The organism is Streptomyces sp. NPDC004752 (assembly GCF_053601275.1).
Genome location: NZ_JBSGBN010000006.1, coordinates 48,435 through 62,274 on the forward strand (window position 1 = coordinate 48,435; position 13,840 = coordinate 62,274).

Genomic DNA, 13,840 nt, shown 5'->3' on the forward strand with positions numbered 1-13,840 from the left:
GCGCCGCGTCGTCGGCCGCAAGATCGGCTGACCTCACCCTCCGTCCAGCGGCAACTCGGCGTCGACCAGCCTGACTTCGGTGCGCTGCTGTCGGACATGGCCGTACCCGACGGTGGCGTCGTGCCGGCCGGAAAGTTGCTGCAGCCCAAGGTGGAGGCGGAGGTCGCCCTTGTGCTCGGCGCCGACCTGCCGCACGTCGAGCCGACCGTGGCCGACGTGCTGAGTGCCGTCCTTCGCGCTGCCCGCGCTGGAGATGTGGACAGCCGCATCACCGACTGGGACATCACCCTCGTCGACACCGTCGCCGACAACGCCTCCAGCGGCCTGTTCGTGCTGGGCGGCGCGCCCGTGCCACTGACCGCCGTCGATCTGCGCAGCGTGTGGACGATCCTCACCCGCGGCGGCGAGAAGGTCTCCGCCGGCAGCAGCGCCGACTCTCTGGACGGGCCGCGATGAGTTCGCAGACGTGGAAACCGTCTTCGACACCACCTCCGCGGGCGCGCACCGGCGCCATGACGAGGTACTACGCGGCGCGGGCCGCACCGTGATCGACCTCACCTGCGCCGCCATCGGCCCGTGCCGGTGCGGGAGCCATCGAGATCGCCCACGGCGACGGCCTGTCCGGATCCAGCATGACGTACGGCATCGGGGCCCACACCGACTGGGAGTGGATTGAGGCCGTCGTCGGCGCCGTCGGTAGCGCCGTTCCCACCACACTCCTGCTCCCCGGCATCGGCACCCTCGCCGGCCTGCAGCAGGCCCACCGCCTCGGCATCCGGTCGGTGCGCGTCGCCACCCACTGCACCGAGGCCGACATCGCCGCCCAGCACATCGCCGCCGCCAGAGAGCTGGGCATGGATGTGGTCGGTTTCCTGATGATGTCCCACATGGCCGAGCCCGTGGAACTGGCCCGGCAGGCCAGGCTGATGGAATCCTATGGTGCCCACTGCGTCTACGTCACCGACTCCGGCGGCCGGCTCACCATGGACGGCGTCCGCGACCGCTTCCGCGCCTACCGCGACGTCCTCGACCCCGGCACGGAGCTGGGCATCCATGCCCACCACAACCTCGCCCTCGGAGTCGCCAACACGGTGGTGGCCGTCGAGAGCGGCGCCGTACGTGTGGACGCCTCGCTCGCGGGCCAGGGCGCGGGTGCCGGCAACTGCCCGCTGGAGGCATTCATCGCCGTCGCCGACCTGATGGGCTGGAAGCACGGTTGTGACCTGTTCCCGCTGATGGACGCCGCCGACGACCTCGTACGACCTCGTACGACCTCTCCAGGACCGCGAAGTGCGCGTAGACCGGGAGACGCTCACCCTCGGCTACGCGGGCGTGTACTCCAGCTTCCTCCGGCACGCGGAGGCGGCCGCCGTCCGCTACGGCCTGGACACCCGCTCCGTCCTGGTCGAGGTCGGCCGTCGCCGCATGGTCGGCGGGCAGCAGGACATGATCACCGACGTCGCCCTCGACCTGTCCCCGCATAGGCCCGAACAGTGACCGGTTCCAGCCGTTAAGGTGAGCGAATGCAGGTTCCGCGGCTCTTGGACGGACGGTTGAAGTTCCGCCATCTGGTACTGCTTGATGCGTTGGCGCGGCAACGCAGCGTGGTCGGCGCCGCGGCCGAGTTGCACATCACTCAACCGGTGGTCACCCGCGGTCTGCACGAGCTGGAGGAAATCCTCGGCGTCCAGCTCTTCGAGCGCGGCCCACGCGGAATCACGCCGACGGTGTTCGGTGAGGCGTTCACCGAACACGCCCGTGCGATGCTGGCGCAGGCGTCGGAGGCGGGACGGCACATCGTCGAGCTGGCCGATGCCGCCCGGGGCACGGTCGTGGTCGGCACGCACCTGGCCGGCTCGAACGTGCTGCTGCCGCACGCGATCGCGATGCTCAAGCAGCAGCGCCCCCACCTCACTGTCGTCGTGCGGGAGGCATCTCCCAAGGCGCTGCTGGTGGAGATGGAGGCAGGTCGCGTCGACCTGATCGTCGGCCGGCTCACCGCGCCGTCCGACGATCGCTGGGAGCGGCAGAAGCTCTACGACGAGTCCATCGAGCTCGCGGTCCGCGCCACGCATCCGCTGGCCGGCCGGACGGACGTCGAAGTGCCGGTGCTGGCCGAGTACCCGTGGATCCTGCCGGGGAGGGAAACGAGCCTGCGCGGCGAACTCGAGGGATTCTTCGCCCGGCACGGCATCTCCCTACCCGCGAATCGCGTCGAGACCACGTCGTTCCTCACCGTGCGGCAGCTGTTGCTGGACGCCGACGTCATCGCCGCCCTGCCGAGCCTGATCACCCGGGAAGACGCCCGTCTCACTGGGCTGGCCGTCCCGCTGGAACTGGTGGGCCACAGCGTCGGCTTGACGCTGTCGAAGAAGCGCTGGCTGAGCCCCGCCGCCCAGACGTTGATCCGCTGTCTGTCGGACAGCGCCACGACGATGACGGGGGCCAACACCCCGGACGAGCCGGGGCCCACCCGCTAGCTTGACTCTGTCGGGGATCTTGGAGCCGCCGAAGTCGGCTGCCCAGGGTTCGCCAGGACTTCGGCCGGGGTATCTCGCGCTGGTCGAGGTAGTTCTGGAAGGCAGTCGGTCGGCGCGGCGTGTGGGTCTCCTCGGTTGGCGGCAGTCCGTAGAGGCGCTCGATGTTGACGTCGATGGCCATCAGGACGTGCTGGATGTGGGCCTTTCTCTGTCCTCGGTAACGGCAGCGGCGCATGCCATGCCCGTGGGCGAACTCGTTGACCGTGCCCTCCACTCCGGAGCGGACCGCGTAGCGGGTCTTCCACTCGGCTGTCTGTTGCTCGGTGCGGACGCGAAGGTGCAGGTCGCGGAGTTCTCGTAGGGGAAAGCCCACGGTGCGGGTGCTTTCGCGGGAGGTGGTGCATCGGGTGCGCGCCGGGCAGGGCCGGCACTGGCTTTTGGTGAACCTGGCCACGATCAGCGGAGCCGCTGTGGGTGAGGAGGTCGGGTAGGGGCCGTGCCAGCCCTGGCTGACCTGGCCCTGGGGGCAGGTGACCTGCTGACGGTCGTAGTCGATGTGGAAGTCGTCCCGGGCGAGGCCCTCGTCCCGGCGGTGCTGACGGGTGGGGTTGCTCCGCAGTGGTCCAGAGACGGTGACCTGGTGTTCACGGGTGGCTTGTTCCAGGTGGGACAGGGAGGTGTAGCCGGCATCGACCAGGTGCTCGGCGGGCGGGAGTCCGCGGCGGGAGAGGCGGGTGTGGATGCCGGGCAGGACCTTGCTGTCGTGGGTGGTGGCCGCGGTGGTGGCCACGTCCGTGATCACGTTGGGGTCGTCGGGAGCACAGGTCTCGGTCAGGTGAGCGGAGAACCCCTTCCAGCTTGATGTGTCCGTGCCGTGCGTAGCGGGCCGAGGTGTCATAGGGCGATACGACCGCCCGGGACGAGGGCGGCAGCCCGGGTCCGTCTTCCGTCTCAGTGGTGCGCCAGCGCAGGTGTCCTGCGGTGTCACCGTGGTAGTTCCGCACCATGATCTGGCGCAGGGCCTGGATGCGAGGACCGGAGGTGCGGTCTGCTCCGTGCCGGTTGAGGTGTTCCAGGAGCCGGACGGCGTCGTTTCCGGTGGCAAGGATCCTGGTCTTGGGCTTGGTGGGGTTCTTGCCCAGGCGGACCGGTCGGCCGTAGCGGCGCCCCCAGTCCTCATCGACCAGCTCGTCCAGCAGGTGTGGGGAGGTGCCGGCGGCCTCTTCCAGTGCGGCGCGGACCGCCTCGGTGACCAGCTCCAGGCGGGTCAGGTCACGCACTGCGGTCAGGACATGGGTGGAGTCGGTGCGCTGAGTGGTGCGCTCGTGCACCAGGCCGGCCTCCTTGAGGCGAGCCAGCGCGAGGTCGAGGAGGCGGTCAGCACCGTCGCCTTCGGCGAGACGATCGCGGAAATCGGCCAGCACGCTGTGATGGAACCCGGGGTCGTCCAGCTCCATGGCGTGAAGTCGGCCCGGAGCGCGGTCCCGGCCTTTCGACCGAGCCGTTTCTCCGGACCGCTTCCCGCACCCGCCGTGCGCCTCTCAACGCAACGGGCGCTCCGCAAGCCCCGGTACTTCTCTGAGAGCGTGTCTGAGATCTGCCGTATCGGCCGTCCGGGTGGCTCGTTGAGTGGTGTGTGAGTGCTGGCAAGGACGACTATCCGTCTGAACTGACCGATGAGCAGTGGGCGTTGATCGAGCCGCTGCTTCCCGCGCCGAGGACGGGCCGGAAGGGCGGGCGGCGGGAGAAGCACCCGCGTCGGCGGATCGTGGAGGCGATCTTGTACCTGGCGCGGACCGGGTGCCAGTGGCGGTACCTGCCCAAGGACTTTCCGCCCTGGCCGACGGTGTACTGGTACTTCACCTGGTGGCACGACGACGGCACGGTGGAGAAGGTCCACGACGCCCTGCGGGTCAAGGTCCGCCAGGCCGACGGCCGCAACCCGGAACCGTCCGCCGGCCTGGTCGACTCCCAGTCGGTGCGCGCCGCGGACACCGTACCCAAGGCCACCAGCGGCTTCGATGCGGGCAAGAAGACCAAGGGCCGCAAGCGGTTCATCGTCACCGACACCCTCGGTCTCCTGCTGACCGTGCACGTGCTGGCCGCAAACGTCCAGGACCGCGACGGCGCCAGGCGCTCCCTGCTGTGGACCCGCCTGGACCACCCCACCGTGAGCAGGATCTGGGCCGACCAGGGCTTCGCAGGCAGGCTCGTCGAGTGGTGCGGCACGGTCTTGCGCCGCGCCTTGGACATCGTCCGCAAGGATCCCGGGCAACGGGGCTTCAAGGTGCAGCCCAAGCGGTGGGCGGTGGAGCGCACCTTCGCGTGGATCACCATGCGACGCCGCCTGGCCTGCGACTACGAACGCGGTCCGGCACACTCCGAAACCATGATCCGCTGGGCCATGACCGACGTGATACTCCGCCGGCTCACCCGAGGCCAACCCGCCGTACGCCAAGGCCCCCACCCACTACGAAAAACCATCCCGTAGCCGATCTCAGACACGCTCTCAGCTTCGAGTCGGCTTTCACGCCGGAACGACTTGCCGAGGCATTCCCCGGCACGACGCTCCAACGGCTACGTGATATCAAGAAGCAGATCGATCCCGACAACGTGTTCCACCAGAATTTCCCCGTCGCTGATGTTCCGGCCGGGAAGAATGCGGGTGAGTGAGTGCACTCCCCGCGCGCGGGATGATCCTTCCTCCGGTGATCGGGGCCTGGGGAGCTGTCCCGGCAGTCGGCCTGTGCGGACCGGCGTGCCCGACTCCGCGGATTTCCACCGCCGCTACGAGCACACGGACGGCCGCTTCCAGGTTTCGTCGCCTCAGTCCGGACGCGACGCACGGGAGCAGGAGCCCCGAGTGCGGTGGCCCGGCCGTCTCCGATCCAATGCGTCCGCCGCCCTCCGGCGCCTGTCCGCGGGTGACACCGGCAGGCTCTCGGCCGCGGTGTGGCGGAGGCGGAGCCGGGCGGGGACAACGAACTGCCGGGCAGATACCCGTCACCGTGTACGACCACGGAGTACGGCCAGAGGGTGGTCCCGCACCGTCGGGTGAGGGTCAACTCGCAGGCGCTACCGCGCTGACGGCAAAAGCGATGTAGGCCCGGGCCGTCGCCCCCATCCACGCCGAACGGTGGTGCTCGCCATGTCGGCGCCGTTCACCCGGGTCATCGCGCTCACGCGGCCGTTGCTGTCGCTGCCCAACTGCACCTGGTACTTGTACGCAGGCCGAAAGCCCGTCCCGAAGTACTGCTGTCCGCGGCTCAGTACGACCTTCGCCGGACGGCCCGTCTCGCGGGCGGCCAGCGCCGCTACGGTCACATGCGGCCAGGTCCGCAGACCGCTGCCGACGTCCATCTGAAGGAGCGGCGGAGGCTGGTCCTGGTCGTACGCGAGACTCCCCCTGCCGACCATCCAGCTGAGAACATGCTGGCCCTGTCCAGGATCGGCGTCACGCTGCTACCTCCCATGCCGACCTTCCACAACCGCCCCGCAAGCGTGGACGGCATGATCGACCACATCGTCACCCGCATACTGGACCAGCTCGGTCCCGACAGCGAGCGCGTGGTCCGCTGGGAGGGCCCCGCCACCGCCCGCGCCGGCCGCCCCCGTTCTCTCACCCTTGCGGCGGCCGTTGGAGGCGACGCGGCGGCTGGCTCGAAGCGGAGGCACCGCTCTGGTCGAGCCGCATCCGAAAGCGGAACCCCATCGAATACCTGCATCACCGCGCGGTACCGGTGCTCGGCCATCCACCGGCGATCGTCCGGCAACTCAGCATTCGACTAGGGTCGGCCTTGTCGGGGTCGGCGGCGGCTACACGGTCGGTGCGGATGACGGTGCCGTCGAGGTTGAGGCGGGTGTACCTGGCGGCCACCGCCCGCTCAAGAGCAGTGGACAGATCGGGTGCGTGGTCGGCCAGGGCGGTCAGCCCCTCATGCAGGTAGCGGTAGGCGGTCGGCACGGAGATGCCGTTGTCCCGGGCGAGTCGGCCCAGCCGGGTGCCGTCGACGAACCAGCACGGCACGGGCACCGCCTGCTTGAAGACGCCCAGCGGCGCACGGCGCGGAGTGTCCGTTCGGCGTCAGCTCCCGGTGCTCATACGGCACCGCCAGGCGCCCCGTCCGCCGCCGGTACGCTCTCGCGGCCCGCCTATACACAAGGGTGCGGGACCGGCGGACACCCATGTGACACCTTCGACGGCTTCATAGTCGGCACCGGTCTGCCCCTCGGCACAACAACGGCACCCTGACGAGCCGAAATCAGTAATGCTCGTGTCGCGCGCCGGTTGTGCTGCACGAAGAGCGGTGCGACCGCGAGCGGGCCCTTGAGCCGTGGGAGCGGCGCCCGACCACGCCTTGGCCCTTGTAGTGGATCAGGGCCCACCCGGCGTCCGCACGGTCGGCGGGGACGGACATCAGCAGTGCGTACCGGCCATCGACAGCAGCTTCGGCCTTCAGCGCGCCGGTGTCGAAGTGCCAGGCCAGAACCGGGGGTTCCGTCCTCGTTCTCGGTGACGGTCCAGCGCAGACAAGAAGTGACACGGCGCTTGGCAGCGATGCCACCGATCCGGGCGATGGTCTTCTCCCGGGTCTTGCAGTGGCGTCCGCCGGCCGCAGCGGTGAGCTTGTTCAGGTCCTCGGTGGCCTTGGCCAGACGGTTGTCCCGGGTGGCTTGCCGGACGGCGGCGTTCGCGGTGGAGTGGCCCAGGGTCCGTCGCACGGTGAGCGGCGGATCGCTCTTGCCGGGCCCGGCCAGGGTGTGGGTGTCCGCCGGCACGCGGTAGGGCCCAGGACCGGCCGCTGCCCGAGTAGCCGTCACCCGGGTCTCTGCCCCGGCGCGGAGTCGATGCCCGCTTGTACCGCTTCCAGCAGCGCGGCCAGGCCGGGCGCCTGCTCCCACTCCGCGGCCGTGTAGTGCCAGGTGCTGTGCGTCCCCGGGGCGTCGATCTCCACGGTCCGCTTCCCCTTCCGGTCGGGGCCGGTGATGCGCAGGTGCATGTGACGGATGTGGAAGCGTTTGGGGTAGTTGCCGAAGATCTCCAGTATCCGACCGTCGAACGAGTACACCTGGTGACCGACCGTGGCCGTGATCTCGTCGTTCATGGGGGAACCCTATGCACGGTGATCAGTCGGTGCCAGGCCCCTGTCGCGCACCACTTCCATGACCGCCCCCGCCACCGCCCGCATCCGGTGTGCGCGGAGGTCCAGGACGGGGGTCGGGTTCGAGACGGCGTGGGATGCCAGCAGGTTCATCAGGGGCCAGAGAGCGTCGGAGCGGCGCGGCACCGGGATCTCCCGGCCGTCGGGGGCGATGACCTTGGCCGTGCTGACGCCCGCGAGGAGGTTGGTGCGGTTCCAGTCGACGACGAGGGACCTGCCGTTCGGGCTGACGCGGAGGACCGCCTCCCTGGTGTGGTGCAGGACCGCCAGATAGTTCATCGGCACCGTCAGCCGCCGGGTGGCGTCGAACGGGGCTGTACCGTCCGCCGGTTGGACGCGCAGTACCGTGTCCAGCACCGGACCGCAGTACTGGAACGTGGTCCTGCCGCGCATCTCCAGGAACCGGGCACACACCAGATGCCCACCGCGCTGCGACCACCGTCGGCCGGCCGAGCCGAACCCTCCCTCATCACCCGGGAGTTGAGCCTGCAGCAGACGGGCCTCCTCGCCCGGCTCGGTCACCGGGGCCCGGTCCTCGGGGAAGGCGCGGGCCCGGTCGGCCAGTACGCGGAACCGTGCTGCTGTCTCCGCGTCCAGGCGCCGGAGGTCGATCGTGTCCCCCGCCATCTCGACGCCGCCGACCGCAAGCGAGAGCCGCATCTGTTCCAGCAGATGCCCGGTGCGCAGCGTCACGTCGATCAGCCGACCGTCGTGGTCGATCAACCGGCAGGTCCTCGTACCCGCGAGCAGGACGCTGCCCGGCCACAGGACGGTGACCTTGCCAAGGCCGTCTGTGAGGACGGCCAGTCGGCCCGCCGTGATCGCCGACAGGCACAGGGCCGGGACCCGCCACTCGTCCGTGATCTCGAACCCGGAGAGCCCCACAGCCCCTTCTGCCTCCTCCGCGGCGTGCACCCGCAGCCTCAGCCTGACCAGCGGCGTGAACTCGGCGGGCGTGTAGTCGCCCACGTACGTCGTGAACGTCGCCTCCCCGTCCGGGTCGTACCGCACCGAGGACGCCTCCAGGACGTCGGCCCGCACCAACCGCGCGCCCACCGGGCCCGGTTCGGACCGTGGCGCCCACATCACGAAGGTGTCGTCCCCTAACGAGCCGCTCCCGGCCCGCACGCGGTCCCCGCCCGTGATCCGAGGGAACTCGGCGCGCGTCGAGCGGAGAGCCAGGACAGGGATCATGACGGTGACGGCCGCGCCGAATGCGGACACTGCCCAGCCCCAGCTCGCGCCGTCATGCCAGGCGGCGCCCCCGAGGACGAGGAAGACCAGGCCCGTCGACAAGCAGAGCGCCGTGAACACGAGATTCTCGATGAACACACCTATATGGCTGCGCATTGCTCCTCTTCCGCTCCTTATCCCCTTCCGGGGTGTCACAACATGACCGCGCCGACCACTGCCCCCGCTGTCCCGGCCAGCAGGAGGGCGACGACGAAGGCGATGTTCATCGCTCCCGAACGGCGGTCGGCCGCGGGGTCGGGGGTGTAGACGGCCGGGTCGGCGGGGGCGTAGTGGATGGTGAGGGCACGGTGGAGGGACCGGCCCGGATCGGGGATACCCCCGCCGGACAGAACGGTGACCCGGGCGCCCTCGTGGGTGGTGAAGGCGACGACCGGGGCATGGACGACGATGTCGCCGCCGGACTCGTCGTCGCTGTAGACGTCCCGGGTGACCGCCACCACCCGGGCCGGGACGGCTACGGCCGAGGCCAGCAGGGCGTTGCGGGCACGCACCATGCGGATGTCGGGGCTCCTCACCGCGGCAGCCGCCAGCAGCGTGCCGAAGCCGAGCAGCGCCCATGGCCAGCCCCAGCGGACGGTCGCGTGGATCACCAGCCCGATGAGGAGCAGCATGACCGCGCAGTCGGGCCCCTCGCGCCCGGTCCGCTCCCCCGCGCCGCCCAGCACAACGGCGAACCGTAGAGGCTGCCCGGGCGGGTAGCGCACCTCGACCTCCCGGCCCACCCATGCCTCCTCGATCGCGTCGCCGTGCCTGCCGGCGTTCGACAAGGTGAACTCCCGGCCCGTGCCCGGGTCCTGGAACGTGAGCTTCACCGGTATCCCGGGCTTCCTGGAAGCGCCGTGGGCCGGCTGCTCCACTGCCACGACCCGCGCCTTCACCCGTACCGCTCGCTGGGCCCGGGTCACCCCGGCGAGCGAGCGCCCGTAGCCGAGCAGCGCCAGCCCGGCGGGTATCGCCCACCAGAACTCCAGCATCTCGTGACCCCTCATCAGATCTCCACGCGGAAGCTGCCGTTGTGCGGGTCCACGACGGCCGAGAGGCGCAGACCCACGTGCAGGGCGGCGTGGTAGGAACGCCGCCAGGTCGTCTCGAAGGTCGCGATTCCCGGCCCGCTGACCCGCAGGCCCACGGTGACGCCGACGTCGTCTCCGTCGTCCCAACGGCTCAGCTCGGTGATCTCCGCGGTGGCGGGAATCCCCACGGCGTCGAGCCGTCGGGTGTGCGCCCGCTCGACGGTCGTGTTGCCCCAGAACGCCAGGCCCAGGGGAAGGAAGACCACCGTGAAGACGACGCCCATGACCATGAGGTCCGCGGCGCCGAGGACGGCCGAGCCGAGCATGACCGGGCCGCACAGGCACATCACCGCCGCGCTGCCGTACGCGGAGGCGGCGCCCCACGGGCCGACCCGCGACACCTGCGTCCACCGGAGCCCGTCCCCGTCGTCCGCCATGTCAGGATTCCGGAGCCTCGGCCACGCTCTTCGCCAGCCGGGCCGCGAGGGCTTGCAGGCCGGGGAGCAGGTGTGCGTCGTACGGGATGGTGTGGCGTCTGCCGTGCCTGGTGACGATCGACGCTCTGCGGCTTCGGCCGGGGCGGAACTCGAGCCGAGGCCGCTCCCAGAGGTGATAGCGGGCGTCGTCGACGTAACCGAACACCTCCAGCACCCGGCCGTCGAAGGAGAGCAGGACGGAGTCGCTCGCCGGCGCTTCGTGGAAGATCGGCGACGTCACGGGGCGACGCCGTCCCCGGCGTAGAGGTAGCCGCCCGGCCGCGAGGGGTCGGCGATCAGCAGGACCTGGTCGCCGGTGCGGGGGATGCGCAGTTTGGAGACGACGGTCCGGAGGGTGATCCGGTCGGTCGCTCCGGACGGCTGGAGAACCAGGTCGACGACCGGGTCGAAGTTGACCAGCCGGCCGGTGTTGCCGATCGACACGACGACGGCGGGTACGGTGGGCGCTCCCGTGGCGAGCAGTTGCTGGACGTCCTGGCCGGACCTGTACGCGCCGATCGTCTGCTGGACCTTGGCGAAGTCCTCCTTGCCGAGGAACGCGCGCGTGGCACGCCCGTAGAACCCCTTGCCGTCGGCCACCTGGTCGGCGATCTCGGCGGCCCGCACCTCGCGGTTCTTGCCGCGCTTGCTGAAGATTCCCATGACCGCTTCTCCTTGTGGTGATGTCATGTGCGGTGCACGGTGCGGACGCTAGGCGGCCCGAACCTCCTACCGATCCCAGGTTCGCCCGCCCGTTCCCGGACGACGTACGCTCGCCGCATGCCGCCGCCGAGCCAGCCGACCGATGCATGCCGATCTCGTGCCCTGGTCATCGACCGTGCCTGGCGTGGACTCGGGCCGGGGCTGGAGTCGCTGAGCGGGCCCGGCGGGGCGCCGTTGACCCGGACGGTCAAGCTGATCGTGCTGCCGTTGATCGTCAGGCCGTCGCTGTGTCCCGAACTGGCGGCGGATTTCCTCGAACCGGCGCAGGCCGCGCGCCTCGACGCGCTGATCCAGGAGTCCGGTGCGCGTCTTCGGGCGACGGCTCAGTGGTTCACACTGCTCAAGAAGACCCGCCGGGCGCTGGGGATCGTGGCGGGTCACCCCCAGGATCTGTACTTCCAGCGGTGTTTCGAGCTGGCGACCGAGTACGGGGCGCCTTCCGTCGGTGCGGACGCCGTGGCGAGGGGCGTGGTGGAGGGCGTGGCGGACGCGGGCGGCGGACGTACCGTCGAAGCGCTGAAAGGCCATCTGGCGGACGCCGCGCGGCGGGCCAGGCTCGACGGGGAGCTGGCCGTCGCGTGGGCGGGCCGGCATCCGGTCGCCGCCGACGTCGGTGTGGCGGTCGCGCTGGCGGGCGAGGTGCTCGAATCGTGCGGTGCGGCGGGGCCTATGGGGTCGGCGGGGAACTCGCCGGAGTACACGGCCATGGTCGAGGCGGGGCACGGAGGGCTGTTCGGCCGGGCGCTGTGGGCGCATGCCGGCGAGGTCTGGGGCGCCGCGGAGCTGCTGGCGCATCTGGGGCTGACCGCGCGTCTGGCGCCGCCGCGTCCGGAGGTCGGGCGCGCCGCCTCCACCGCCACGCTTCCCGCGCCGCTCGACCGCACGATCTTCGAGCGGCTCTTCGTCGTGCTGCAGTCGTCGTCCCGGCGCGAGGAGCTGCCGACCGTGCCGGATCTCGTTCAGCGGGAGGTCGGCCGCAGTTGCGCTCCGCTCGGCCTGCGCGACGAGAGCCTACGCGTCGCCGTCGTCCTCGGCGGGCGGCTCGCGGTCGGCCTCGATCCGCTGGGCACCGGGGAATCCGCGCTGGGGCGCACCGCGGCGCACCGGGCCGTCAACAGCCGCTGGCGACGCGAGGCATCGGTCCTGCGCGCCCGCAGGATGACCGTTTCTCCCCGCCCCGGCCCGGACGGCGACAGCGGCGGCGTCCTGGACGCCCTCGCCCAGGATCTGCGCACCCCATGGGCCGCCTATATGCGGCGGCTGTGGGTACGGCTGCACGGGCGGGACGTCCGCGACGCGCCCCTGGGGGACCTCGCCTCGCTCTGGGCGGTGCTCGACGGGGTCGCCCGCTCGGTGATGATGGACCACCGTGCCAGGGTCCGATCGGCGCTGCGCACCCTGTCGGCAGCGACCGCCGTGGACACGGCCGAGCCGAGGAGGGCGTGATGGCAGGGAACGGGTCGCTCATCCACGTCGCGCAAGGCGCGGACGGCACGATCCGGGTCGCCGCCGGCAGCCCTGTCTTCACCCATGACGACGTGGACGCCGCGGGCCCCGACTTCGCGCGCTCCGTTCTCGACGTCGCGGGCGCCGTGCTGGTCTGGCCCGTCCTCGGGGAGCCGAGGCCGCCGATGGCGGAAGTCCAGGACGTGGAACGGGCGCTGCAATGGCTGTGGGCGGTCTACGGCGAGCCTACCGCTGCCGCGGTCCACGCGTGCGCGGCAGGGGGAGGCGAGGTGAGCCCCGTGCCGGCGGACCTCGGCGCTCTCGCGGGCGCTGCCGCCCGGCTCGGGTTCGCGCACTGGGCGGCCCGGTGGTGGCCGACGTCGTACACCGACGGCATTCCGGTGCTCGAACCGGATGTGCTCGGCCTGGAGTCGGCGGCGCTCACCCACTGGTGCCAGCAGTTGTTCGACGACTTCGGTGACCAGCCCGACGACTGCGTGCCCGAACTCATCGAAGAGCACCGGGCCGGACTCGGCCCGCTGATCCAGTGGTGGCTCTCGGCACCACAACCGGCGGACACGGGACGCCACTTGGAGAACGTCCTGCGGCTGATCGACGACGCGGCGGACGGCGCCGGGCTGGACGGGCCGGCCCTGCGCGAACTCCGCTCGGCCCTGGAGCGGGGCCCCGTACGTACGCCCGTCGACGTGGGCGCGCTGTTCGCTCGGCGGGACGGCTACGCCCTCACGGCAGGCGACGCACCCGTGTCCGGCGGTCGGATCGTCGCCCGGGGCTCGGGGACGAACGACTGGCGCCGCTACCCGCCGGGGTTCGTCGACGCCGCCGAGGACTCGGTCTCCTGGACCGCCCGCGCGCTCGGTGCGCGCCGTCAGATCGAGGTCGAGGTCGTCGCGCACGTCACGGCCTGCGTCGCGGGTGCGCGGCTCGTCGCGGAGGTCCAGGTGAACGGCGGCCCGCCGAGCCGGGTGCCCCTCGCCAGACGGGACGACGTGTGGACCGGCCGGGCGGATCTCGACCTGAGCCCTCATCTCGATCTGCCGGCGACGACACCGCCCCATGTCGAAGTCGGAGTCCTGCTGCCCGGTTTCGACCCGGGCGCCGGTCCCGGGGGCCGCGCCGACCGTGACGCGATCCGCGCCCTGGCCCGACGCCGGCTGGCCGCCGCGGCGCAGCCCCTGACATCCGACGACGCGTACCACACCGTCTCAGCGCCCTTCCTCGCCGAGACCCTCGCCGCCACCGCCACGAGTGAGGACTACTGAGGG

Annotated in this window: 13 protein-coding genes and 6 pseudogenes; 9 read left to right on the forward strand and 10 right to left on the reverse strand. The window is 71.0% G+C overall.

All coding sequences use genetic code 11. The features are described from left to right. The first annotated feature begins 96 nt into the window (after positions 1 to 96). The 4 genes and pseudogenes from ACWEKM_RS04345 (at position 97) to ACWEKM_RS04360 (ending at position 2,480) form a co-directional block, all read left to right on the forward strand. Positions 97 to 456 carry a 2-keto-4-pentenoate hydratase gene (locus ACWEKM_RS04345; RefSeq protein WP_451619638.1) on the forward strand — a complete coding sequence of 120 codons (360 nt, stop codon included), beginning with the start codon at positions 97 to 99 and terminating at the stop codon, positions 454 to 456. Next, a pseudogene (locus ACWEKM_RS04350) lies at positions 446 to 577 on the forward strand (acetaldehyde dehydrogenase (acetylating)); the annotation flags it as partial. The gene ACWEKM_RS04345 and the pseudogene ACWEKM_RS04350, both read left to right, overlap by 11 nt. A 1-nt stretch (position 578) precedes the next feature. Next, positions 579 to 1,497, forward strand: a pseudogene (dmpG, locus tag ACWEKM_RS04355) (4-hydroxy-2-oxovalerate aldolase); the annotation flags it as partial. A 26-nt stretch (positions 1,498 to 1,523) separates the two neighbouring features. Continuing rightward, positions 1,524 to 2,480 carry a LysR substrate-binding domain-containing protein gene (locus ACWEKM_RS04360; RefSeq protein ID WP_451619639.1) on the forward strand — a complete coding sequence of 319 codons (957 nt, stop codon included), beginning with the start codon at positions 1,524 to 1,526 and terminating at the stop codon, positions 2,478 to 2,480. Between the two features lie 211 nt (positions 2,481 to 2,691). On the opposite strand, the pseudogene ACWEKM_RS04365 reads toward ACWEKM_RS04360, so the two are convergent. Then, positions 2,692 to 3,231, reverse strand: a pseudogene (locus ACWEKM_RS04365) (transposase); the annotation flags it as partial. Beyond that, complete coding sequence (locus tag ACWEKM_RS04370; RefSeq protein ID WP_451619640.1) at positions 3,125 to 3,937, reverse strand: hypothetical protein; 813 nt, start codon at positions 3,935 to 3,937, stop codon at positions 3,125 to 3,127. The pseudogene ACWEKM_RS04365 and the gene ACWEKM_RS04370, both read right to left, overlap by 107 nt. A 140-nt stretch (positions 3,938 to 4,077) precedes the next feature. Between ACWEKM_RS04370 and ACWEKM_RS04375 the strand changes: the two are divergent. Beyond that, a pseudogene (locus ACWEKM_RS04375) lies at positions 4,078 to 5,065 on the forward strand (IS5 family transposase). After that, a pseudogene (locus ACWEKM_RS04380) lies at positions 5,046 to 5,153 on the forward strand (BBE domain-containing protein); the annotation flags it as partial. The pseudogenes ACWEKM_RS04375 and ACWEKM_RS04380, both read left to right, overlap by 20 nt. 402 nt (positions 5,154 to 5,555) lie before the next feature. Here the strand turns inward: ACWEKM_RS04380 and ACWEKM_RS04385 are convergent. Beyond that, a complete protein-coding gene (locus tag ACWEKM_RS04385) occupies positions 5,556 to 5,897 on the reverse strand; it encodes a molybdopterin cofactor-binding domain-containing protein (RefSeq protein WP_451619641.1) in 342 nt (113 codons plus the stop codon). On the opposite strand from ACWEKM_RS04385, the gene ACWEKM_RS04390 reads away from it, so the two are divergent. Continuing rightward, complete coding sequence (locus tag ACWEKM_RS04390; RefSeq protein WP_451619642.1) at positions 5,805 to 6,269, forward strand: flavoprotein; 465 nt, start codon at positions 5,805 to 5,807, stop codon at positions 6,267 to 6,269. The two genes, ACWEKM_RS04385 and ACWEKM_RS04390, sit on opposite strands and share 93 nt — an antisense overlap. Before the next feature lies 1 nt (position 6,270). Here ACWEKM_RS04390 and ACWEKM_RS04395 read toward each other — a convergent pair. The 7 genes and pseudogenes from ACWEKM_RS04395 to ACWEKM_RS04425 all read right to left on the reverse strand — a co-directional run. Beyond that, positions 6,271 to 6,561: pseudogene (locus ACWEKM_RS04395) on the reverse strand (IS5/IS1182 family transposase); the annotation flags it as partial. Positions 6,562 to 7,297: 736 nt separating this feature from the next. Next, positions 7,298 to 7,585 carry a hypothetical protein gene (locus ACWEKM_RS04400; protein ID WP_451619643.1) on the reverse strand — a complete coding sequence of 96 codons (288 nt, stop codon included), beginning with the start codon at positions 7,583 to 7,585 and terminating at the stop codon, positions 7,298 to 7,300. A 9-nt stretch (positions 7,586 to 7,594) separates the two neighbouring features. Beyond that, positions 7,595 to 8,992 carry a hypothetical protein gene (locus ACWEKM_RS04405; protein ID WP_451619644.1) on the reverse strand — a complete coding sequence of 466 codons (1,398 nt, stop codon included), beginning with the start codon at positions 8,990 to 8,992 and terminating at the stop codon, positions 7,595 to 7,597. A gap of 35 nt (positions 8,993 to 9,027) precedes the next feature. Continuing rightward, positions 9,028 to 9,885, reverse strand: a complete 858-nt coding sequence (locus tag ACWEKM_RS04410) for a DUF3592 domain-containing protein (protein WP_451619645.1) — start codon at positions 9,883 to 9,885, stop codon at positions 9,028 to 9,030. Next, entirely contained in the window at positions 9,885 to 10,346 is a 462-nt protein-coding gene (locus tag ACWEKM_RS04415) for a hypothetical protein (protein ID WP_451619646.1), read from the reverse strand. Before ACWEKM_RS04415 ends, ACWEKM_RS04410 begins: the two co-directional genes overlap by 1 nt. 1 nt (position 10,347) lies before the next feature. Further along, the gene (locus ACWEKM_RS04420) at positions 10,348 to 10,626 is read right to left on the reverse strand and encodes a hypothetical protein (RefSeq protein WP_451619647.1); all 279 of its coding nucleotides are present in this window, start codon (positions 10,624 to 10,626) and stop codon (positions 10,348 to 10,350) included. Continuing rightward, entirely contained in the window at positions 10,623 to 11,048 is a 426-nt protein-coding gene (locus ACWEKM_RS04425; protein ID WP_451619648.1) for a hypothetical protein, read from the reverse strand. The genes ACWEKM_RS04420 and ACWEKM_RS04425 overlap by 4 nt, the downstream gene beginning before the upstream one ends. 117 nt (positions 11,049 to 11,165) lie before the next feature. Here ACWEKM_RS04425 and ACWEKM_RS04430 point away from each other — a divergent pair, with 117 nt between their 5' ends. After that, positions 11,166 to 12,554: a hypothetical protein gene (locus ACWEKM_RS04430; RefSeq protein ID WP_451619649.1), complete on the forward strand. Its 1,389-nt coding sequence runs from the start codon at positions 11,166 to 11,168 to the stop codon at positions 12,552 to 12,554. Further along, positions 12,554 to 13,837, forward strand: a complete 1,284-nt coding sequence (locus ACWEKM_RS04435) for a hypothetical protein (protein WP_451619650.1) — start codon at positions 12,554 to 12,556, stop codon at positions 13,835 to 13,837. The genes ACWEKM_RS04430 and ACWEKM_RS04435 overlap by 1 nt, the downstream gene beginning before the upstream one ends. Positions 13,838 to 13,840 lie beyond the last annotated feature (3 nt).